Consider the following 22583-nt stretch of genomic DNA (forward strand, 5'->3'; position numbering starts at 1 on the left):
CAGGGGCTTCCGTCGCACCACCAAACACGAGGCTGTCCAACCTCACCTCACGTCAAATCATCCCAATCCTCAGCGTGCACGGGCAACCAAACCCGAGTCACAGTCCCATCCTCAACCCCAAAAACCTCAATAGCCCCCCCATGCCACTCCGCGATGGCCCGAGCCAACACCGTGCTGACTCCAGTCGACACCGCAGTCCGATCAGCCCGCCCCCACCGCCCCAACCGGGCGATCGCCGAGTACATCCGACTCCCGCTGGCCTGCAACGGCCGCGGATCGAGCACGTCCAGCACCCACCGCCCCTGCCGAACCCCGGTGGACACCGTCACCGACTCACCCTCGGTGCTGATCCCAATAGCAGCCGACAACGCGTAATCCAACATCGTCACCAACCGCTCGGCATCCCCGAGCACGGTCACCGCCTCCTTCTCCGAGGACACGACCAACCGCACCCCCCGATCCGAAGCCCTGTCGTCAATCCGCCGCATGACCCCGCCCAACAACGCGGTGATGTTCGCCGGACTGTGATCCGCGGTAACCGCACCACCCTCAAGCCGCGCCAGGTCGACCAAATCCTCAACAACACTCAACAACCGCGAAGCGTTCCGCTCAATGGCATCCGCGAGCTGCCCGTGCACCCCACCCGAATCCTCGGACTCCTCCTTCAACAGCGCGGCCGAAGAGGCCACCACCGTCAAAGGCGTCCGCAACTCGTGACTCATCGAAGAAACGAACTCGGTCCGCAACGCGACCAACCGCGTCAACTCCTCGTTCGACAGCTCCAGAACCCGCTGGGCCGCGACCCGCTCCGTGACGTCCTGCATCACCAGCAACGCGCCGACCCGCTCGTCCCCCAACCCCACCGGCTGGTAGCTGTACTCCACGGCCCGCCCGTCGAGCAGCTCCAACTCCCCGGTGATCTCCTCGTCGACCGCCCCCTCGCTGATGATCTGCTCAACCGGGTGCCGAGTGGCCCCGATGGGCCGCAAGTGCTGCTGCAACAACGTCCCCGCCACCGCGCTGGGCGACAGGTCGATCCCCAACCAGGACAGCGCGGCCGCGTTGGCGTGGTCCACCCGCCCCCGCTCGTCGAACTGCACCACCCCCACGTTCAGCACGTTCACCATCGTCCGCAGCCGGAACGCCTCCTCCCGTGCCCGCCGCTCTGCGGCGCCCCGCTCGGTCACGTCCACCGCGAACCCCACCACCGCGCCCACCGACGGCGAGCTCAGCATGTTCCGCAGCGTCACCCGCATCAGCCGCCACGCCCGCCCGGCCGCGCCCATCCGCACCTCGAACGTGCGCCGGGTCCCGCCGATCTGCCACACCTGCCGCACCGCGACGCCGACCACGTCCCGGTCCTCCGGGTGCACGAACCGCATCGCCGACGCCATCTGCTCGCCGGCCAGCGCTCGCGCGTCGATCCCGGTCTCGGCGGGCGCCGACACCCACTTGATCGTCCCGTCCTCCGCCAGCGCCAGCACCAGCACCGGCGACCGGCTCATCAGCGCCCGGTGGAACTCCCCGCCCCCGGCCTCGGGCGTGCCCCACGTGCTGTTGTCGATCCTGCGCAGCGTGCACGTGGTCACCAACCCGCGCTCCGGGGTCAGCTCCTGCTCCACCACCGCGTCCAGGTCGATCTCGGTCCCGTCCGCGCACCGCGCGGGCAGGTCGAACCGCAGCGGCATGGTCGCCTCGCCGGACACGACCTCCAGCTCGCCGACCAGCCCGGCGAACGCGCCGCGCACGTGCTCGGGCACCAGCAGGTCCACGATCAGCTTCCCGACCGCCTCCTCGCGCCGGTACCCCAGCAGCTCGACCGCCTCGTCGCTGAACTCCACGATCCGCGTCGCCGCGTCCGTCGTGATCCGCGCGGCTCCCGGCTCCTCGCCGTCCAGCACGCCTTCGACGCCGATGGCGCCGGTGTTCACCAGCACCGCGTCCAGGGTGCGCACGATCGCCTCGGCGGCGTGCACCACCTCGACCCGGTGCACGCCCTCACCGGTCAGCACGGCGCCGCCGTGCTGCATCCGCAGGAAGACCTCGTCACCGTCGGCGGCCACGGCCTCGTGCGGGCCGCTCCAGCGGACGGAGCTGATGCCGGGCAGCGACCGCAGGGAGTCCAGCGCCTTGCGGCGGGTCCGCGTGATGGGCTGGTCGCGCCTGGTGATCTCGACGATCGTCGTGGACAGCTGATCCAGGATGTGCGCGGGCACGTTCCGCTCCTTCCGCCGCGTCGTTGCTCTCGTGCTCCACCACGGCGTCGGCCGATCGGGTGAATGCCTTAAGGCCTGCTCCCCACCTGCACCCGTGGGGTCCCAAGCGCACCCGACCCGCCACCGAACGCCCGGAGCCGATTGACTCACATCACAGGGGGCGGAGCCGTTGGGTCCGGGCACGGCGGCGGCCACCACCCGAACGGGGAGGGCCGCGCCGCGCTGTCCCGACCCCGGCACAACGACCGGGCGGGCCCGGTCCTGAGCCGGAACCGCCCGTTCCGCGGGTCACCCCCCGAGCCCGCACGTCCCAGCTCCCCCCGAGCCCGCATGGCCAGGCTCACCCCCGAGCCCGCACGTCCGGGCTCACCCCCGAGCCCGCGCGGCCCGGCGTCCCGCCCAGGAGGACCCATGCCAGGCCCCACCCCAGCCCCGGCCCGCCGGGGAGCGCTCGCCCCCGAGGTCTTCCGCTCCCGGCACCGCGTCATCCGGCTGATCACGTTCCTGCTGGTCCCGCTCGTGGTCGTCACCGGTCTCGCGTCCGGCACCCTGGACAGCTCGGTGCACACCGGCGACCAGTCCGCCTGGGTCGTCGCCTTCGCCGCCACCGCCCTCGCGTGCGCCGCGTTCGGCGACATCGCGCACGGCCCGCGCGGGCGCGCGGTGTGCGTGGCCATCGGCCTCGACGCCGCCGTGAGCGCGCTCGTGCAGGCCATCGGCGGCAGTACCCACCTGCACCTGGCGTACCTGGTCGCGGTCGCGCTCGTGGGCCTCTACCAGGACTGGGTGCCGCTGCTGCTGTCCGTGCTGCTGATCTTCGCGCACCACCTGGCGTTCGGCGCCCTCGCGCCCCAGCTGATCTACTCCGACGGCACCCCGCACCACCTCGCCCTGCCGCTCGCCCTGCTGCACGGCGCGCTGGTGCTCGCGATGTGCGCGGTGCAGATGGTGCACTGGCACTTCGCCCGCGCCTCCGAGGCCGCGCTGCGCCGCTCCCACGAGGAGACCCGCCGCCTCGCCCTGGTCGCCCGCCGCACCGCCGACGGCATCGTCATCACCGACGCCCACGGCGTGGTCGAGTGGGCCAACGAGGCGTTCTACCGGATGACCGGCCTGAACCCGGCCAGGGTGGAGGGCCGCACCAGGGCGAGCCTGTTCCCCGAGCCGCCGGCCCCCGAGCACGCCGCCGCGCTCGACCCGGCCACCGCGCTCGCCTCGTCGGCCGCGCGCGGCCCGGTCGGCGGCGAGCTGGAATTCCGCACCAGCACCGCCGCGGGCAGGCCCTACTGGACCGCCATCGAGGTCCACCCGGTCACCGAGGCGGGCGTGACCAGGTTCTTCCTGGTGGAGCGGGACGTCACCGCCCGGCACGAGGCCGAGCAGGAGCTGCTGCGGGCCCGCGAGCGCGCCGAGGCGCTGACCGAGGAGCTCAGCCACGAGAAGTTCCTGCTCTCCGACGTCATCTCCTCCATCCCGCAGCTGCTCTACTGGAAGGACACCGAGGGCCGCTACCGGGGCGCGAACCAGGCCCTGCTCGACGAGCTGGGCGTCTCCGGGGCCGACGAGGTCATCGGCCGCACCGACACCGAGATCGGCCTGGTCGGGCCGCTCGCCGAGGGCATCCGCTCGGTGGAGCGGCAGATCGACGAGACCGGGCTGGCCGTCATGGACCAGCACGTCAGCCTGCCCGCCTGGGAGGGCCCGCCGCGCAGCTTCCTGCTGAGCGTCCTGCCCCAGCACGGCCCGGACGGGGCCCGCACCGGCCTCATCGGCGTCGGCGCCGACGTCAGCCGCGTCGCCGACCTGGAGCGGGCCCTCGCCCAGGCCAACCGCCTGGAGGCGCTCGGCCAGCTCGCCGCGGGCGTCGCCCACGAGATCAACACCCCGGTGCAGTTCGTCTCCGACAACACCAGCTTCCTCGCCGAGTCCTTCGGGGAGCTGCTCACCGCCGCCATCGCCACCCGCGCCCTGCTCACCGCCGCGACGGCCGCCGACGCCACCGGCTCCGCGCCCGCCGCGTTCGACCTGGACGCCGCCGTGGCCGTGGACGCCGCGCTCGACATGGACTTCCTCACCGAGGAGGTGCCCAAGGCCATCGCCGAGTCCCAGGAGGGCCTCGGCCGGGTCGCGGGCATCGTCCGGGCCCTCAAGGACTTCTCCCACCCCGGAGCCGGGCGCGGCGCGGTCGACGTCAACCGGGCCATCGAGAGCACCGCGCACATCTCCCGCAGCGAGTGGAAGTACGAGGCCGAGCTCGACCTCGACCTCGACCCCGAGCTGGGCCTGGTGCCCTGCTACGAGAGCGAGCTCAAGCAGGTCGTGCTCAACCTGATCGTCAACGCCGCCCACGCCGTCTCCGAGCGGCGCGCCACCGGGGAGCAGTCCCCGCTCGGCCGCATCACCGTCGGCACGCGCCGGGACGTCGACCGGGTCACCATCTCCGTCGCGGACACCGGCACCGGCATGGACGAGGGCACCAAGCTCCGCATCTTCGAGCCGTTCTTCACCACCAAGGAGGTCGGCAGGGGCACCGGCCAGGGCCTGAGCCTGGCCTACAACGTCGTCGTGCAGCTGCACGGCGGTCGCATCGACGTCGACACCCACCTCGGAGAGGGCACCGTGTTCACCCTGACGCTCCCCCTCGACGCCGTCCCCGCCGACGGCTCCGCACCGCTGGCGGTGTTCGCGTGAGCGCCGCGCACCGCGTCCTGTTCGTGGACGACGAGCCCCAGGTGCTGTCCGGCCTGCGCCGCTCCCTGCGCAAGCACGCCGACCGCTGGGACCTGCGCTTCGCCGAGGGCGGCAGGGCCGCGCTGGAGGTCATGGCCGCCGAACCCGTCGACGTCGTCGTCACCGACATGCTCATGCCCGGCATGACCGGCGCCGAGCTGCTCGCCGAGGTCCGCAGGCTGCACCCCACCGCCGGGCGGCTCGTGCTGTCCGGGCACGCCGACCGGGAGGCCGTGATCGCCGCGGTCGCCTCCACCCAGCAGTTCCTGTCCAAGCCGTGCGACGCGGACCGGCTCGTGCGGGCCGTCGAGCAGGTGCTCACCGTGCGCGACCTGGTGCTCGACGACCGGCTGCGGGTGGTGCTCGGCGAGGTCCAGTCCCTGCCCAAGCCGCGCTCGGTGCACCAGCGCATCCTCGACCTGACCGCGCGCGAGGACTGCGACCTGGACCAGGTGGTCGAGCTGGTCGAGAGCGACATCTCGCTGTGCGTCGAGGTGCTCAAGCTGGTCAGCTCCTCGTTCTTCGGGCAGCAGCGGGAGGTCGGCGGCATCGCGCAGGCCGTGTCGCTGCTCGGCGTCGACACCATCCGGGCGCTCGCGATCAGCGGCAAGGTCTTCTCCAGCGGCGCCACCCCGGACAACCTGGACCTGGCGGCGCTGCGCACCCGGTCCGTGCGCACCGCCGCGCTGGCCCGCGACATCGCGCTCGCCGAGGGGTGGGAGACGCCGGTGGTGCACCAGGCGTTCCTGGCGGGGCTGCTGCGGGACGTGGGGCTGCTGGTGCTGGCGGACAGCAGGCCGGACGCCTACCGGGCCATCACCTCCGTGCCGGAGGACGAGCACTGGGCGGCGCACGACGCGGAGGTCGCCGAGCTGGGCTGCTCGCTGCCGGAGGTGAGCGCGTACCTGCTGGGCACCTGGGGGTTCGCGATGCCGGTGGTGCGGGCGATCGCGTGCGCCCCGGCCGCCGCCGAGGGCGCGACGGGGGAGCGGACGGCGCGGGCGGTGGACTTCGCGCGGCAGCGCGCGGTGGGCCGGGCGCACGTGGACCCGGCGGCGGGGGACTGGCTGGACGCGGCGCGGCTGGAGGCGTGGGACCGGGTGTGCGACCGGGCCGCGCCGGGGCAGGGGGCCCCGCTGCGGGAGGCGGTGGTGCAGTCGGCGCCGTGACGTCGGTTTCGACGGCCGGGCAGCACCCCCAGTGCTGCCCGGCCGGGGGCGGGGCGGTCGTCGCCACGCCGGGACGCCGCGGTGGTGTCCGTCCGCTCCGGACGCGTGGCCTGCGCCCGGCGCGGGCCGTCGACCGGGCGCCCGCACAGCGAATCTAAAGAACCCCCACCTGTTCCGAAAGCCTTTGCGCCTTCGCGCAAAGGCCCAGCTCGTTTCCCCGAAAAACGATCACCCGCCCACCGTCGCCCACCACCGCCGCCCTCCGCTGCCCACCGTCGCCCACCACCGCCGCCCTCCGCTGCCCACCGTCGCCCACCACCGCCGCCCTCCGCCACACGACCTCCCCCGCCCAGCTCCCCCATCCCCCTCCCAGGTGTCCCGGAAGGGGGGAACCTGTCACCCGTCCGCGTAGAACTCCCCGCGCCGCGCAACCACCCCACCCCCACCTGGGCGCACCCTCGCCTGGTGGTGCGCTCACCGGACCCCCGCACGCCTGACCCCCGACCGGTTCCCGCCTACCGGGGCGTCCGCGAGTCGGCCTGGGTGGTGCTCGGGCTGCTGGTCGCCACCGGCCTGTGGGTGTGGCCGTCGCCCACCACGACCGGGGTCGTGTTCGGCGTCGGCGTGGCCGCCCTGCTCGTCGTCACCGCCCGCCTCGGCACCGCCCGCTGGTGGGTCCTGGCCGCCGCCCAGGTGATCGCCTCGGCGGGCTGGGTGTTCGGGATGCCCGCGCTGCCCGAGGTCGGCGGCGCGATCGCGGTGGCCGCCCTGCTCGGCCTGGCCCGCCCGCGCGGCACCGCCCTGCTCGACCTCTGCGTCGTCGCCCTGTCCACCGGCGTGCTCGTCTGGGCGCTGCCCACCTCCCAGCCGGTGCTGGAGCTGGTCACCGCCGTCCTGCTCCTGTCGGTCACCGCCGCCGCGTTCCTGGTCGTCGGCACGCCCCGCCGCTCCCGCCTCCTGCACTGGGCGTTCACCTGGTTCCTGGCGGTCCTGCTCACCCCGGTCACCCCGGTCGTCGCCCTGCTCGCCCCGGTCCTGCTCACCGCCACCCTGCCCGCCCCGGACGCCGGTCGCGGCCCGCGCGTGCTCGTCTGGGGCAGCCGCGCCGTGCTGGTCGGCTGCGTCGCCCCGCTCCCGCTCCTGCTCGTCCAGCGCGCCCTCCAGTCCTCCATCGACGACGTCGTCGGCATCGCCGCCGTCTCCCTGATCGCCACGGTCCCGGTGCTGGTCAGGGTGTCCCTGCGGCACCGCGACCGCACCGACGACCCGCGCCTGCGCCGCAGGCTGCGCAACCGCACGGTCCGGGTCTGCCTGGTGTTCGCCGTCGCGGGCCTGCTGCCGCTGGGCGTGCTCGCCCAGCTGTCCGTCGCGGTCGCCAGCCAGACCGTCACCGCCGAGGTCGAGCGCCGCCTCGACGCGTCCGCCCAGGTCGCCGCCGCCGAGCTGGCCAACACCCTGGACTCGGCCCGCGCGCTGGTCCGCTCGTACGCCGAGCGCCCGGAGATCCGCGAGGCCAACTTCGCCGAGGGCGTCGGCGCGCTCGACGCGGTCCGCGAGGCCGTCACCTCCCTGCAGCGGCAGAACCCCATGTTCGAGGCCACCTGGGCGATGGACGCCGACGGCACCCTCGTCGCCGTCTCGCCCGGCCCGTCCACCCCGCCGCGCAACAACTTCGCCTACCGCGACTACTTCCAGGGCGCGCTGAGCACCGGCGGCCCGTACGTGTCCCAGGTGTACGAGGGCCTGCGCGCCGACCACCCCGAGCTGGTCGCCATCGCCGCCCCGGTCCGCGTGGGCTCCGAGATCGTCGGCGTGATCGCCACCAGCTTCCCCATCGGCGCGCTCACCGGCTTCGTCAGCGAGGTCGCCGCCGGTCAGGACGTGCGGCTGGCCGTCGCCGACCGGGGCGGGTCGCTGCTGACCGGCGAGCAGCTCGGCGTCCCCGGCCTGACCAGCGGCCTCGGCGACCCGCAGATCGCCGCCGCGCTGCGCGGCCAGCAGGGCCGCGCCACCACCGGCCCCGACGACAACCCGGTCGAGACCTCCTACCGCAGCGTGCCCGGCCTGGGCTGGGCGGTGGTGGCCAGCATCGACTCGCGCACCGCGTTCGCGGGTGTCGCCCGGTTCACCGGCCGGGTGCTGGCCGTGACCACCCTGCTGCTGCAGATGCTGCTCGTCGGCCTGGTCGTCACGGTCCGCGGCGAGCGCAGGGGAAGGCTCGCCGAGGAGCGGCTGGCCCGCAGCGCCGCCCACACCGACTCCATCCTCAACGCGGCGGGCGACGCCTTCGTCACCATCCGCCCCGACGGGATCGTGACCAGGTGGAACAGCAGCGCCGAGCGGATCTTCGGCTGGACCGGGGAGGAGGCGCTCGGGTCCGCGCTGGTCGACCTGGTCGTGCCCGACCCGCAGCGGGCCGACCACCTGAGCGGGGTGCGGCGGATCATCGAGGGCAGCAGGCCGACCGTCCTCGGCACCACCCGCGAGGTCGTGGCCAGGCGCAAGGACCGCTCCGAGTTCCCGGCCGAGCTGACCCTGTGGTCCTCGCACTACGAGGACCGGCGGGTGTTCAGCGCGTTCATCCGCGACATCACCGAGCGCAAGGCCGCCGAGGAGGAGATCGCCCGCGCCCGCGACGAGGCGCTGTCCGCGTCCCGGATGAAGTCGGCGTTCGTGGCGAACATGAGCCACGAGATCCGCACCCCGCTCAACGGCGTCATCGGCCTCACCGAGCTGCTGCTCGACACCGACCTGGACTGCCGCCAGCGCGACTACGCCCAGACCTTGCAGAACTCGGCCGACGCGCTGCTCGCCGTCATCAACGACATCCTCGACTTCTCCAAGATCGAGGCGGGCAAGCTGGAGATCGACCCGGTCGACTTCGACCCGCGCGCGCTGGTGGAGGACGTGGTCAGCCTGCTCGCCGCCTCCGCGCAGGCCGCCGGGCTGGAGATCGCCGCCGTGGTGCACCCGCCGATGCCGCCCACGCTGGTCGGCGACGCCCACCGCGTCCGGCAGGTGCTGGTCAACCTCGTGTCCAACGCGATCCGGTTCACCCCGAAGGGCGAGGTCGTGGTGTGGGTGGACGTCGCGCCCGCCGCCCCCGGCGAGTCCGGGCACGAGGTCACGTTCACCGTCGCCGACACCGGCATCGGCATCCCCGACGAGCGGCAGCAGCACCTGTTCGAGGCGTTCACGCAGGTCGACGCGTCCACCACCCGCCAGTACGGCGGCACCGGGCTCGGGCTGACCATCAGCAAGCAGCTCGTGGAGCTGATGGGCGGCGAGATGGGGCTGGCCAGCGAGCCGGGGGAGGGCAGCGTCTTCTACTTCACCCTGCCGCTGCCGCCCGCCGCCGCGCCACCGGCCCCGCCGACCGCCCGGCCGGACCTGTCCGGGCTGTCCGTGCTGGTCGTCGACGACAACGCCACGAACCGGCAGGTGGTGTCCGAGCTGCTCGGGGCGTGGCGGGCGCGGGTGGTGTGCGCGGACGGCGCGGACGAGGCGCTGCGGGAGCTGCGCGCGGCCGTGGACGGCGGCCGGCCGCTGGACGTGGCGCTGCTGGACATGCGGATGCCCGGACTGGACGGCCTCGGCCTGGCCGCGCTGATCCGCGCCGACCGGCGGATCGCCGGGACCGCGCTGGGCATCCTCACCTCCACCAGCGACGCCGTGGAGGCGAAGCGGGCGCGGGCGGCCGGGATCGAGGTGTACCTGGCGAAGCCGGTGCGGGCCAAGGCGCTGCGCGAGGCGGTGGCCAGGCTGGTCGACGGCGACGCGCCGCAGCCGGGCGCCGAGCCGGAGCGGCCCGCGGTGGGACCGGTGCGGGCGGGCACGGGGCTGCGGGTGCTGGTCGCCGAGGACAACGAGGTGAACCGCCTGGTGGCGGTCGAGATGCTGACCGCGCTGGGGCACCGGGTCGACGTGGTGCCCGACGGCGAGCAGGCCGTGGCGGCGGTGCGGGGGGAGCACTACGACGCGGTGCTGATGGACTGCCAGATGCCGGTGCTGGACGGCTACCGCGCCACCGAGCGCATCCGCGCGCTGACCCCGCCGCGCGGGAGCGTGCCGGTGATCGCGCTGACCGCGTCGGCGCTGGCGTCGGACGCGCAGCGGTGCCGGGAGGCGGGGATGGACGACTTCCTGAGCAAGCCGCTGCGCCGGGACGTGCTGGAGGCGGCGCTGCTGCGCGCGGTCCGCTCGCCCGCGCCGAGGCCGAGGCGGGAGGGGGACGGTGCGGTGGCGGTGGGGGTTCGGGCTGGTCACGGGGGGGCGGGGGGCGGCGTGCCGACCGGGTTCGGCGGTGGTGGCAGGGGGAGCGCAGGGCGGGCCGGTTCCGGGCCGAGCGCCCGCGTGGACGCGGAGCCGCCCCCGGACGCGGGCTCGGCCGCCTCGGCCGCCCCGGCCCCGAACGTGGCCGACCTCCGCGCCCCCGACCGCCCCGGCCTCCCCGACGCCGACCTCCTCGATCCCGAGATGGTCGACCAGACCCGCGACCTGGGTCCGGAGGCGGCGGCCAGGCTGCTGGAGTCGTTCACCGGCCGGGCCCCCGACAAGGCCGCCGCGATCGTCGCCGCCGTGCGGGCCGGCGACCCCACCCTCGTCGGCGGGCTCGCGCACGGCCTGCAGGGCAGCAGCGTCACCCTGGGCGGTCGGGTGCTGGGGGCCGCGTGCGAGCGGCTGGTGGCCGCCGCGCGCGAGGGCGACCTCGGGCTCGCCGAGCGCCTCGCCGTCGAGGTCGAGTCCCTGACCGGGCGGACGTGCGCCGCGCTCACGACCGCCCTCGCGCCGCCCGCGCCGTTCGATCCGGTGACGCGCCCCCGGTCGACCGGCCGGGATCGCTGAGCTGGGCCAGGCTGGTCGGGCCGATCACCGCCGAGCGGTCGCGCGTCCGCCCCGGACACCCGGAGCGGCCGGTCGCTCGCTCGTCCGGTGGCCGGTCGTGGCGGCGCGGGGCCACCGGTCCGGCGGTCCGGTGTCGTCGCGGTTGTTGTCACGGTCGTCGTCGCGGTTGTCGTCGCGGTGTCGGTGTTTCCGGTGGTCGAGCGCAGGGGAGCGGGCGGGGCATGAGCAACCGGCGGGTCCTGATGGTGGACGACGAGCAGCGCGTCCTCGACGGTCTGCGCAGGATGCTGCGGGGTCGCTACGAGCTGACGACCTCGGTGTCCGGCGCGGAGGCGATCGGCCTGGTGCGCGAGTCGACCGAGCGGCGGGAGCCGTTCGCGGTGGTCGTGTCCGACATGCAGATGCCGGTGGTGAACGGCGCGGCGCTGCTCGCGTCGGTGAACCGGATCTCCCCGGACACCGTCCTGATGATCCTCAGCGGCCAGGCGGACATGAGCGCCACGATCGCGGCGGTGAACAACTCCTCGCTGTTCCGGTTCCTGACCAAGCCGTGCGGGGCCGAGGACCTGACGCGGGCGCTGGACGACGCGCTGCGCCAGTACGAGCTGCTGCACGCCGAGCGCGACCTGCTCGAACGCACCCTCAACGGCGCGGTGGAGGTGCTCACCGAGCTGCTGTCCTCCGCCAGCCCCGTCGCCGCCGCGCGCACCGGGCGGGTGCGGGCGCTGGTCGCCGCCGTCACCGGGGCGGTCGAGGTGGCCGACGGGTGGGAGGTGCGGCTGGCGTCGCTGCTCAGCCAGGTCGGGTGCGTGAGCGTCCCGGAGGAGGTGCTGCGCAGGGTCGTCGCGGGGGAGGAGCTGGGCGACGCGGAGCGGGCGCTGGTCGCCGGTCACCCGAACCTCGCCCGCACCCTGCTGGGGCGGGTGCCGAGGCTGGAGCGGGTGGCCGCGTGGGTGGGGGCGCAGCCGGTGGAGCTGGCCGAGGCGCGCGCCCCGCTGGCCGTGGACGCGCCGGGCAAGCGCGGCTGGCCGGGGGAGCTGGTCTTCGCGACGGCCGTGACCTGCCTGCTCGGCGTGGAGGGCGGGGTGCCGCCGGAGGAGCTGGCGGCCCGGCTGGCCGAGCAGGGCTTCCCGGCGCCCCTGGTGTCGGCGGCGCTGGGCGCGGAGCTGGTGGCGACCGGCGGGCGGGTGCTGCGCTCGCTGGGCGTCGACGAGATCCTGACCGGGCACCTGCTGGACCAGGACGTGCTGACCACGGCCGGGGTGATGCTCCTGCGCAAGGGCGAGCCGGTGACCGACACCCTGCTCATCCGGTTGAAGCACTACGCGCGCACGGTGGGCGTGGAGGAGCCGATCCAGGTCCTGTGCTGAGTGCGCCGCTCAGTCCCGCCGCTCAGTCCCGCCGCTCAGTCCCGCTGTTCAGCCCCGCCGCTCGGCCGCCGGGTCGCGGGCGGCGAGGACGGCGCGGATGCGGGTGCACGAGTCGTCCAGGTGCGCGCGCAGCTCGGCCAGCGCCTTGGTCACGTCGCCGGAGCGCACCACGTCCGACAGCTCGGCGTGGTCCAGGGCGATCGGCCCGAGGTCGCGGCCGGTGTTGGTGATCTCCAGCACCGCCGAGAACAGCGGCCGGTGCAGCGACCAGGTGGAGGTCAGCCAGCGGTTGCCGCCGATGCCGCAGAACCCGAGGTGGAAGTCCAGGTCGGCGGCCACGAACCCGGCGGCGTCCCCGGCCTCGGCGCTCCGCCGCATCCGCGCCAGCGCGTCGTCCAGCGGCGCCCAGTCCGCGTCCCCCGACCGGGCGATGGTCTCCCGCACGGCCAGCTCCTCTAGGGCCCCGCGCAGCGAGTACAGCTCGACCAGGTCCTCGTCCGTCAACCCGCGCACGTGCACGCCGCGCTTGCGCGTCTCGACCAGCCCCTCGACCTCCAGCTGCCGCAACGCGTCCCGGACGGGCCCCCGGCTGACGTCGAACCGCTCGGCGATCCACCCCTCCACCAGGTGCGTCCCCGAGGCCAGCTCCCCGCGCACGATCAGGACGCGCAACTGGGCGAGCAGCAGCTCGCCGAGCGGCGGCTGGCGAACCGGGCTGACGATCATGGACTGACTCCCTAGTGAGGCGATCACCCCGGATTCTCCCAGAGCGCCCCCACCCCACCGGACAGCGCCCGCTCAGCGGAACGAACGACGCCCCACCCCCGAACCCGCCTCCAGAACCGCACCGCACCCGCGCGGACCAGCCAGAACCCGCTCGCACCGCCCGGCCCCGACCCGCGCCTCAGGGCCCCGCCCGAACCCGCCCACGCCCGCCCGACTCCCCGTGGCGCGCCCGCCGGCCCGCGCCCACCCCGCCGGAAGTCCGCCACCCCGCCTCGCGTCCCCCGCCCCGCGTCCCCCTGCACCCGTCCCCCGCAACTTCCCCCACCCCTCCCCGCGCAGGGAACCTCACCGTCCCGCGAGGGTGTCGGCCGATCGAGCCGTCCGGGTGCCGCGTTCCCGCTCTGCTGCCACGCTGGGCGTCCGTGACCACCGAAGACGTGCGCGTGCTGCTCATCGACCTGGAGAACGCCGTCGGCGCCATCCGGCCCCGGCCCAGGGTGCTGCGCGGCCGGGTCACCGCGCTGCTGGGCGCCGCGGGGCCCGTGCACCACGCCATCGCGGGCTACTCCGGCGCGGACCTCGCCGACGACCCCACGGCCTCCCTGCTGGCCGAGCTGGGCGTGGGGGCGCTGCGGGTCGCGCCCGCGCAGGACGCCGCCGAGAACGCCCTCCTCTCCCACGCCCACCGGGTGCACGACGCGCTCGGCTGCCGGGTGTTCGTGGTCGCCTCGGCCGACCGCCGCTTCGCGGAGCTCGCCGCCCTCGGCCGCCTCGAACTGCTCGCCTGGGCGGACCAGCCCATCGCCACCAAGCTGCTCGACGTCGCCCACGAGCTGACCCGCGTCCCCCGCCCCAGCGGCGCGCCGCAGGTCGGGCACGCCGAGCACGAGGACCACCCCGCCGAGTCCGGACCGGTCACCGCGCTCGACGCCTTCCGCCCCGGTCCCGGCACGCTCGGCGCGGTGCTGGCGGCGCTGCTGGTCGGGGTCGGCATCGGGGTGGGGCAGCGGGTCGTGGAGGCGATCGGCGGGCGCGCGGGCCACGGACCCGGTGGGGGAGTGACCCACTGAAGCGTGAACATCCCCGGCGTATCGAAACGACCGGGTCCGCCGATCCGAACCCCCGGTGACGGCTCGTTCACCCAGCGTGGAGGTTCTCCCGATGAAGTTCGCAAGACTCGCCGTGCCGCTCGCCCTCGTCACGTCCGCCCTGCTCGCTCCCGCAGCCTCCGCGGCCCCCGCCGGTCAGGAGTCGGACCGGGGCGTCGCCGCCACCGAGCGGGGCATCGGCCTGAACCTGGGCCTGAACCTGGGCGTCAACCTGGGCGGGTCGTCCTCCTACGAGCGCGGCGCGGTGCTCACCGGCGCGGCCGAGGTCCCCGGCCCCGGCGACCCGGACGGCTACGGCACCGCCAGGATCGAGGTCCGCGCCACCTCGGTGTGCGTGAAGCTCTCCACCCGCCGGATCGACGAGGCGACCGCCGCGCACATCCACGCGGGCGCGGCGGGCGAGTCCGGCCCGCCCGTGGTGACGCTGGAAGCGCCCACCGACGGCTACAGCTGGGACTGCGCGCGGATCAGCCTCGACCTGGCCTACGACCTGGTCGCGCACCCGCGCGACTTCTACGTGAACGTGCACACCGACGCCTTCCCGGACGGCGCCATCCGGGGCCAGCTGCGCTGGTAGCCACGCCCACCGGGCGGGCGTCCACGAGGGCGCCCGCCCCGGTCGGTGGGATGGGCCGGCGGTACCCTGGCCGGCGCGCCCCTGACCGGTGGTCCCGCTCAGAACCGCCCGATCGCCACGACCAGCGCCAGCACCGCCAGCACCGCGGCGGGCACGCTCCCCTTGACGTCGCCCTCCTTCAGGTGGACGCCGACCGCGATCACCATGGTGATCACCAGCCCGGCCGCCGCGATCGGCGTCAGCACCGGCGCGATCCCGGTGGCCCACGGCAGCACCAGGCCGAGCCCGCCCAGCACCTCGACGGCGCCGACGGCCTTGACCTCCGCGTCCTTGCGGTGCTCGACCCAGCCCATCCCCTTCTCCAGCAGCTGCTGACGCGGGGTGGCCAGCTTCATCCCGCCCGCGGCGACGAAGGCCACGGCGAGCAGGCCCTGGAGCACCCACAGCACGACGTTCACGAAAAACCCCTCACGATGAGACTTGAAGTTTCAACCGCCACCATCTCAGCTCATGTGAAATTTCAAGTCAAGTAGCATTACCCCCATGGCCGAACCGCCCGCCGCCGAACAGCCCAACTGGCTCGACCCCCACCAGCTCCACGACTGGAAAGCGCTCGCCGGGGTCCTCGTCGCCCTGCCCAGCGCCCTGGAGAGCCAGCTCAGGCGCGACTCGGGCCTGTCCCTGTTCAGCTACCTGGTCATGGCAGGCCTGTCCGAGGTCCCCGACCGCTCGATGCCGATGAGCGAGCTGGTCGCCTTCACCCAGGGCTCCGCCTCGCGCCTGTCGCACACCGTCACCCAGCTGGAGCGCCAGGGCTGGGTGACCAGGGCCCCGAGCCCGGACAACGGCCGCGTCACCCTGGCCACCCTGACCGACGAGGGCCTGGCCAAGCTCGCCGAGGCCGCCCCCGCGCACGTCGCCGAGGTCCGCAAGCTCGTCGTCGACGTCCTGGGCCGCGACGAGCTGAGCGCCGTGGGCGCCGCCTGCCGCACCCTCCTGGACGCCCTCCTGGGCGTAGGGGGCTGTCCAGGCCAGACCCACCCCGACCCGGCCTGACCCGACGCCCAACAGCCCCCCGGCAGCCCCCGCTACCCGACCGCGCCCCCGCTACCCGACCGCGACCCCGCTACCCGACCGCGACCCCGCTACCCGACCGCGCCCCCGCTACCCGACCGCGCCCCCGCTACCCGACCGCGCCCCCGCTACCCGACCGCGCCCCCGCTACCCGACCGCGCCCCCGCTACCCGACCGCGATCCCGGTGACCCGCAGGAAGTCCAACTTCTCCGCGTCCGCGCTCCCGGCCGCCGCGCTGTACACCACGATCTTCAGGTCCGCCCCCGGCACCGTGAGCACGTCGCAGTCCAGCACCACCTCGCCCACCGCCGGGTGCGCCACCACCTTCCGGTCGTGCGTGTGCTCGCCCACCGCCCCCGCCCGCCACAGCTCCGCGAACCGCTCGCTCCCCGCCAGGCATCGCCGCACCAGCTCGGCCAGCCCCCGGTCCGCCGGGTACCGCACCGTCGCCGCCCGCAGGTCCGCCACCAGCGCGGGCTCCAACGTCAACGACCCCCGCCGCACCGGCAGCGACCCCAGGAACGCCGCCGCCACGATGTTCCGCTCCGCCGCGGGCAGCCCCAGCGGGTCCCCCAGCAGCGCCGCCCACAGCGGCGACCACGTCACCAGCGTCCAGTCCGCGCTGAACACCGCCACCGGCAGCTCCCCGAGCCGCGCCACCAGCCGCTGCACGCTCGGCGGCACGTGGCTGTCGATCACCCCGCTCGACGGCGGCGGCAGGTGCGCCAACCGGTGCAGGTGGTCCCGCTCCGCCGCCGTCAGCTGCAGCGCCCGCGCCAGCGCCGCCACGACCTGCTCCGACGGGTTCCGCGCCCGCCCCTGCTCCAGCCGCACCAGGTAGTCCACGCTCAGCCCGGCCAGCGCCGACAGCTCCTCCCGCCGCAGCCCGCTGGCCCGCCGCGACCCGAAGACCGGCAGCCCCACGTCCAGCGGCGAGAGCCGGTCCCGCCACCCGCGCAGCGCCTCGCCCAGCGCGTTCCCCGCCGAAGATCCCGTCACCGCCCCAGTCTCGCCCACGGGCGCCCCGACGAGGGTGGTACTACCGTTCCCACCGACCGGCGGGGCACTGGGCCCCACCCTCCCCACCCCCGAACCTGGTGACCGGACACCGCAGCCGAAATCAGGGAGGCTCCGCCGTGGAGCGCAGCACCACCGTCATGACCGGGGCCAGCAGGGGCATCGGCCTCGTCGCCGCCCAGCACCTGCTCGCCACCGACCGCGACCTCCAGCTCGTGGTCCTCGGCCGGGTCCCCGCCGAGCTCGCGGGCCCCAGGGTCACCGCCATCCCCGCCGACCTGTCCTCGCTGGCCGACGTGCACCGCGCCGCCACCGAGGTCACCACCCTCCTGGACGCGGGCCTGCCGCCGCTGCGCGGCCTGATCGCCAACGCGGGCATCCAGCACGCCGACGCCCGCACCACCACCGTCGACGGCCACGAGGCCACGTTCGCGGTCAACGTCATCGCGAACCACCTGATCCTGCGCGTGCTCGCCGACCGCTTCACCACCCCGGCCCGCGTCGTGATCACCACCAGCGACACCCACTTCGGCGACCTCAAGCACAACCTCGGCATGGTCCCCGCCCCGCGCTGGCGCGACCCCGAGGTGCTCGCCGCGCCGGGCGCGTTCCCCAAGCCCGACAGCGCCCCCGCGGGCCGCACCGCCTACTCCACCAGCAAGCTCGCCACCGTCCACCAGGTGCACGAGCTGGCCCGCAGGCTCCCGCCCGGCGTCGAGGTCCTCGCCCACAACCCCGGCTTCGTCCCCGGAACGGGCCTGACCCGCAACGCGGGCCCCGCCGTCCGCTTCACCGCCAAGCACTTCCTCCCCCTGCTCGCCAGGACCCCGATCGCCACCGACGTGACCACGGCGGGCCGCCACCTCGCCGAGTCCCTCACCCGCCCGATCACCTCCGGCGACTACGTCGACCGCGACCACGTCGCCGACTCCGCCCCCCAGTCCTACGACCGGGACCGCGAGGCCCGCCTGTGGGCGGTGCTGGACGAGCTGTGCGGGACCTGGGTCCCTGCCCGGTAGGGACCGAAGACCGCTGACCGGGGCCGCCGCGAGGAGCAGGCTCGGAGCCGGGCAAGGGAGGTTCCCGGATGGCGATCACACCGGTTCACCCCCACAGCGCACCGGTCGTCGCGGCGGACGCGGAACCCCGCACCCCCGCACCGGCCCCCGAGCCCCGCGCTCCCCTCTCCCCAGGGGCCGCGGTGGCGACGGTGACCTCCTTCGCCGCCACCCTGCCGGGCCTGCCCCTGCGCGCCGCGCTGCACGCGGTCGACGCCGCCCCGACGCCACGCCTGTGCGCCGGGACCGCGCTGACCGCCGTGCTCGCCGCCGCGAAGGGGGCGGGCCTGGCGACAGGTGGGGCCGTCGCACTGCTGCACGTGCTGGTCCACGCGTCGCACCGGTGACGGACGGCCGCGCGGTCGCCGGGCAGCGACCGCGCACCCAGGGGGACCGCCCGGCGTCCTGACCCCCGTGACGCCGGGCGGCCCCGCACTCCACCAACACAAAGTCACCGAATTCCGCCCGAACCAGCGACTTGAACGGTGGGCGCACATCACTTCGGTTGCTTTTGGTGAACGGCTCAGGTGCAACCCCGGTAAACCGTTCCCTCTGTCGAGCGAAACACGACGGAGGGACGGCAGGTGATACCGGTGGTGCACGAGGACCAGCTCAGGCCCGGTTCCCCCCTGCGCAGGGCCGCCCTGTTCGCCGCGCTCTACGCCGCGGCCTCGGCCCTCGGCGGCCTGGTGGTCGCCGACGGCGCAGTCCTCAACCAGGTCTGGCCCGCTTCCGGCGTCCTCGCGGTCTGGTTCTGCCTCCAGCGCGGCTGCGCCCGCCGCTGGGTGGACCTGGCCGCGCTGACCGCCGTCACCCTGGCCTTCGCCATCCCGACCGCCGGGTTCCCGATCGCCCTGGTCTGCCTGATCACCACCGCGGCCCAGGGCGAGCTCTTCGCCCGCCTCCTGGCCCGCCTGCGCCCCGACCTGTGGGGCGCGGGCGGCACCCGCCCCTTCGGCCGGACCTCGGACCTGGGCGCCCTTCTCACCGCCGCCGTGGCGTCCACCACCGCGGGCGCCGTCCTGTGCGTCCTGGGCGTGCAACTGGCAGGCGGCCACCCCGCCTGGTCCGAGGCCCTGGTCTGGACCGCCCGCAACACCGCCAGCATCCTGCTCGTGGGCACCGCGGGCCTCTGCGTGAGCCGAGCCCGAGCCGCGAACCGCGCAACCCCACGCCGCCTGCGCCTGAACACCGCGGGCCTCCTGGAAGGCGCAGCCGTGGTCCTGGGCTCGGCCACCGCCTACCTGATCGCCTTCGTCTACAACCAGGGCCTCCCCCTGGCCTTCCCCCTGCTCCTGGTCACCGTCTGGGCCGCCCTCCGAATGCCCACCACCTTCGTGGCCCTGCACGACCTGGCCCTGGGCGGCGCAGCGGTCCTGTTCACCCTGCACGGCCACGGCCCGTTCGCGTCCATCACCTCCCCGGTGACACGCGTCCTCGTCGTGCAGGTCTTCATCCTCATGGTCGCCGTGGTGGGCCTGACCCTCGCCCTGGGCCGAGACGAACGCGCCGCCCTCCTGGCCGAGCTGGCCAAGGGCCGCCGGGACGCCTCCAACCAGGCCGACCTGCTGGCCGCCATCATCGACTCCATGGCCGACGCCCTGGTGGTCGTGGACCGCGAGGGCACCCCCCGGCTCCGCAACCCGGCAGCCCGCCGCCTCCTGGGCGACGACCCCGCGGCCGTGACCCTCACCCGCCCGGACGGCACCCCCGTCGCGAACACCGACCTCCCGCACGCGGTGGCCCTCTCAGGCCGCCGCCAGTCCCACGGCGAAGACCTCCTCCTGCACACCACGTCAACCCCGGAAACCCGAATCGCCCACATCACCGCCACCGCCCTCCCCGGCAACGAGGCGGCGGTGGTCCTCTTCCACGACGTCACCGCAGAACGCAGGCACCGCGACGAACTGGCCAACTTCGCAGGCTCGGTGGCCCACGACCTCCTGACCCCCCTCACCACGGCCCACGGCTGGACCGACCTGACCGCAAGCCTCATCGAGGACCACCCCACCCACCCGGCCGCCCCGGAGCTCACCGACGCCATCGACCGCGTGGCCAGGGCGAACACCAGGATGAGCACCCTCATCACCGACCTGCTGGCCTACACCACGGCAAGGGACGCCACCGTCAACCCGGTCACGATCGACCTGGGCGCCCTGGTGGCGGAAGTGGCAGCCGCCCGAGCCGACGCCGCAACCGCCACAGGCGCACCCCCACCCAGCTTCCACATCAGCGACCTGCTCCCGGTCCGAGCCGACCCGGTCCTGCTCCGCCAGCTGATCGACAACCTGCTCGGCAACGCGATCAAGTACACCGCCGAGGGCGTCCCCCCACGCATCACCATCGACTCCCACGCAGACCGAGCCGGAGCCGTGCACGTGGACGTGGTAGACAACGGCATCGGCATCCCCCCAGGCCAACACGGCGCGATCTTCGACAACTTCCACCGAGCCCACCGCGCCAGCGGAAGACTGGGCACCGGCCTGGGCCTGGCGATCTGCAAGCGCATAGTCGAACGCCACGGCGGAGAGATCACCGCCCAGGACAACCCAGGCGGCGGCTCCCGCTTCAGCTTCACCCTGCCCGCAGTGAGCTGACCGCCTCGCACACCACCACGCAGACCGCCCCCGACCGCCTCGCGGGCCGACCGCACTCGCAAGCCGACCGCCCCGCGGGCCGACCGCCTCGCAGGCCGACCTCACTCGCGGGCTGACCGCTTCGCGGGCTGCGGGGCGAGCGCAGCGAGCCCACGCAGCCCCATTCCCGCGTCCCTCTTCTCCGTTTGGCCTGGCGAAGCCCGAGCACGCTCGTCAAGATGCCGCCGCACCGCCCGGAAGACCGGGGTGTCAAACGGCGTCTTGACGAGCGTGCTTGCCTGAAAGGAGGCCACACGGAGAAGAGGGACCCCGCCCACCGCAGTGGTAAACGGGACCACAGCACCAAGCGCCACCGGCCGGCAGAGCCCGTGTCCCTCTTTTTTGGAGGTCTGCCCCGCCGGCGAGGCGTGCTTGTAGCTCTTCAGCCCTTGCTCTTCAGCTCTTGCTCCTCAGCCCTTGCTCTTCAGCCCTTGCTCCTCAGCCCCTCACCCCGTCACCACAACGCGCTGGCCAACGCCACATGCGCCGCAGTCCCACTGAAAATGCTCAACAACGCATTCCCCCGCCACAGGTGCAACCCACCCGTCACCACCAACCCAACCCCCACCGGAACCGCCTGCCGAAGATCCACCAGATCCGTGTCCCGCACCGTGTGCAACACCAGGATCAACATCACCCCAACCGGCAACCCGTCCCCCACGTGGGCCAGCAACTCGCTGGACCGCAACCGCCCCAGGAACGTGAACGGCAACGCCCGCAACCCCCACGTCACCCCCGCGCTCACCAACACCGCCGCAACCAAGTACGGAGCCTCAGGCACGACGCCCCCTCCGCCCCCTCCGCCGCTCCACCAGGAACGTCACCACCAGATACCCGGTGAACAACCCCATCGCCCCCACCAACATCCCCTCGCCGAACAACGCCCCCGCCACCACCGCGCACACCACCGCCGCGATCGGCGCGGGCAACCTCCGCCGCACCCGGTAGGCGTCGATCCCCAGCACCAAGAACAACGCGGTCAACGCGAACCCCAGCCCGTGCACACCTTCCGGCACCAGGTTCCCGACCAGCCCACCCGCCGTCACGCTCGCGACCCACACCACGTGGAACCCGCCCTGGATCGCCAGGATCCGCCCCCGGCTCCACTCCCGAGCCCCAGGTGACGCGGTCAACGCCCAAGCCTCGTCCGTCAACGCGAACGTGCTGTACACCTTCGCCCCCGCCCCCCGAACCCGGTGCAGCGGAAACGACAGCGCGTAGAACACGTGCCGGAAGTTCACCAGGAACGCCGTCACCGCGATCTGCGACAACGGCGCCACCGCCATCACCAGCCCCAGCAGCAGGAACTCGAACGACCCGGCGAACACCACCGAGGCGAACACCGTCCCCCACCACCAGGCGAGCCCCGTGTGGGTGACAAGAACACCAAACGCAAGCCCAAGCGGCACCGCGCCAAGCGCCGCCGGGAGCATGTCCCGAAGCCCTCGCGACACACCACCGCTCTCCACGAGGCCCACGTGGTCCACATGGCCCTCAACAGCGGCAGGGGAAGAAACCGACATGCCACAACTTTATGTCCCCGAACCCGCGCTTGGATTGCTCTACGTCGCCCTATAATCGCCAAATGAGCAACAAACCCAAACTAGACGACACAGATCGAGCAATCCTGTTGCAACTCTCCGAGGACGGCAGGCTCAGCAACACCGAGCTGGCCCGCCGAGTCGGCCTCACCCCGGCCCCCTGCCTGCGCCGGGTCCAGCGCCTGGAGCGCGACGGCGTCATCGCCGGTTACCGAGCCGTCCTGGACCCCACCGCCGCGGGACGCCCGTTCGAGGTAGTGGTCGCCGTCGAGATCACGTTCAACGACCGCCAGACCGTCGTCGACTTCGAGGCCGCGATCACCTCCTACGACGAGGTCACCGAGGTCCTCAGGCTCTTCGGCCTCCCCGACTACTACCTCCGCGTCAACGTCAAGGACAGCGCCGCCTACGAGGGCTTCATCATGAACAAGCTCAGCACCCTCAAAGCCGTCAACCGGATCATCTCCCACCAGAACATGAAGACCCTCAAGAAGACGACCTGACCGACCAGGCC

The 22583-nt window shown here is 74.0% G+C and carries 17 protein-coding genes; 11 read left to right on the plus strand and 6 right to left on the minus strand.

The window, feature by feature from the left end; all coding sequences use genetic code 11:
- Window positions 1-47: 47 nt before the first annotated feature.
- Window positions 48-2216, minus strand: coding sequence for a PAS domain-containing sensor histidine kinase (locus AMIR_RS11855; RefSeq protein ID WP_015801195.1), 2169 nt, complete (start codon window positions 2214-2216; stop codon window positions 48-50).
- 411 nt (window positions 2217-2627) lie between these two features.
- Between AMIR_RS11855 and AMIR_RS35545 the strand changes: the two genes are divergently transcribed.
- From AMIR_RS35545 to AMIR_RS40130, 4 genes are all read left to right on the plus strand, one after another.
- Complete coding sequence (locus AMIR_RS35545) at window positions 2628-4907, plus strand: sensor histidine kinase (protein ID WP_015801196.1); 2280 nt, start codon at window positions 2628-2630, stop codon at window positions 4905-4907.
- The gene (locus tag AMIR_RS11865) at window positions 4904-6115 is read left to right on the plus strand and encodes an HDOD domain-containing protein (RefSeq protein WP_015801197.1); all 1212 of its coding nucleotides are present in this window, start codon (window positions 4904-4906) and stop codon (window positions 6113-6115) included. The genes AMIR_RS35545 and AMIR_RS11865 overlap by 4 nt, the downstream gene beginning before the upstream one ends.
- A gap of 465 nt (window positions 6116-6580) precedes the next feature.
- A complete protein-coding gene (locus AMIR_RS11875) occupies window positions 6581-10960 on the plus strand; it encodes a response regulator (RefSeq protein WP_143760701.1) in 4380 nt (1459 codons plus the stop codon).
- 221 nt (window positions 10961-11181) lie between these two features.
- The gene (locus AMIR_RS40130; RefSeq protein ID WP_015801200.1) at window positions 11182-12330 is read left to right on the plus strand and encodes a response regulator; all 1149 of its coding nucleotides are present in this window, start codon (window positions 11182-11184) and stop codon (window positions 12328-12330) included.
- A gap of 48 nt (window positions 12331-12378) precedes the next feature.
- Here the strand turns inward: AMIR_RS40130 and AMIR_RS11885 are convergent, their stop codons facing one another.
- Window positions 12379-13056, minus strand: coding sequence for a GntR family transcriptional regulator (locus AMIR_RS11885; RefSeq protein WP_015801201.1), 678 nt, complete (start codon window positions 13054-13056; stop codon window positions 12379-12381).
- Window positions 13057-13478: 422 nt separating this feature from the next.
- Between AMIR_RS11885 and AMIR_RS11890 the strand changes: the two genes are divergently transcribed.
- Both AMIR_RS11890 and AMIR_RS35550 read left to right on the plus strand, forming a co-directional pair.
- The gene (locus AMIR_RS11890; protein WP_015801202.1) at window positions 13479-14126 is read left to right on the plus strand and encodes a hypothetical protein; all 648 of its coding nucleotides are present in this window, start codon (window positions 13479-13481) and stop codon (window positions 14124-14126) included.
- Window positions 14127-14217: 91 nt separating this feature from the next.
- On the plus strand, window positions 14218-14742 hold the full coding sequence (locus AMIR_RS35550; RefSeq protein WP_015801203.1) for a CHRD domain-containing protein: 525 nt from the start codon (window positions 14218-14220) through the stop codon (window positions 14740-14742).
- Window positions 14743-14840: 98 nt separating this feature from the next.
- Here the strand turns inward: AMIR_RS35550 and AMIR_RS11900 are convergent, their stop codons facing one another.
- A complete protein-coding gene (locus AMIR_RS11900; protein WP_015801204.1) occupies window positions 14841-15200 on the minus strand; it encodes a DoxX family protein in 360 nt (119 codons plus the stop codon).
- A gap of 85 nt (window positions 15201-15285) precedes the next feature.
- Between AMIR_RS11900 and AMIR_RS11905 the strand changes: the two genes are divergently transcribed.
- Window positions 15286-15798: a MarR family winged helix-turn-helix transcriptional regulator gene (locus AMIR_RS11905; RefSeq protein ID WP_015801205.1), complete on the plus strand. Its 513-nt coding sequence runs from the start codon at window positions 15286-15288 to the stop codon at window positions 15796-15798.
- Window positions 15799-15982: 184 nt separating this feature from the next.
- Here the strand turns inward: AMIR_RS11905 and AMIR_RS11910 are convergent, their stop codons facing one another.
- A complete protein-coding gene (locus AMIR_RS11910) occupies window positions 15983-16816 on the minus strand; it encodes a helix-turn-helix transcriptional regulator (protein ID WP_143760703.1) in 834 nt (277 codons plus the stop codon).
- Between the two features lie 137 nt (window positions 16817-16953).
- On the opposite strand from AMIR_RS11910, the gene AMIR_RS11915 reads away from it, so the two are divergent.
- The 3 genes from AMIR_RS11915 to AMIR_RS11925 all read left to right on the plus strand — a co-directional run bounded on the left by AMIR_RS11915 (window position 16954) and on the right by AMIR_RS11925 (window position 20489).
- Entirely contained in the window at window positions 16954-17853 is a 900-nt protein-coding gene (locus tag AMIR_RS11915) for an SDR family NAD(P)-dependent oxidoreductase (protein WP_015801207.1), read from the plus strand.
- Between the two features lie 191 nt (window positions 17854-18044).
- Window positions 18045-18239, plus strand: a complete 195-nt coding sequence (locus AMIR_RS39020) for a hypothetical protein (RefSeq protein ID WP_143760704.1) — start codon at window positions 18045-18047, stop codon at window positions 18237-18239.
- 246 nt (window positions 18240-18485) lie between these two features.
- A complete protein-coding gene (locus AMIR_RS11925; RefSeq protein ID WP_049796802.1) occupies window positions 18486-20489 on the plus strand; it encodes an ATP-binding protein in 2004 nt (667 codons plus the stop codon).
- A gap of 493 nt (window positions 20490-20982) precedes the next feature.
- Here the strand turns inward: AMIR_RS11925 and AMIR_RS11930 are convergent, their stop codons facing one another.
- Both AMIR_RS11930 and AMIR_RS42685 read right to left on the minus strand, forming a co-directional pair.
- Window positions 20983-21309 (minus strand): branched-chain amino acid transporter permease, encoded by a 327-nt coding sequence (locus AMIR_RS11930; protein ID WP_015801210.1) that lies wholly within the window; start codon window positions 21307-21309, stop codon window positions 20983-20985.
- A complete protein-coding gene (locus AMIR_RS42685; protein ID WP_015801211.1) occupies window positions 21302-21961 on the minus strand; it encodes an AzlC family ABC transporter permease in 660 nt (219 codons plus the stop codon). The genes AMIR_RS11930 and AMIR_RS42685 overlap by 8 nt, the downstream gene beginning before the upstream one ends.
- Window positions 21962-22113: 152 nt before the next feature.
- Between AMIR_RS42685 and AMIR_RS11940 the strand changes: the two genes are divergently transcribed.
- A complete protein-coding gene (locus AMIR_RS11940) occupies window positions 22114-22572 on the plus strand; it encodes an Lrp/AsnC family transcriptional regulator (RefSeq protein ID WP_015801212.1) in 459 nt (152 codons plus the stop codon).
- Window positions 22573-22583: the final 11 nt, after the last annotated feature.

This window comes from Actinosynnema mirum DSM 43827 (assembly GCF_000023245.1).
GTDB classification, from domain to species: Bacteria; Actinomycetota; Actinomycetes; order Mycobacteriales; family Pseudonocardiaceae; genus Actinosynnema; species Actinosynnema mirum.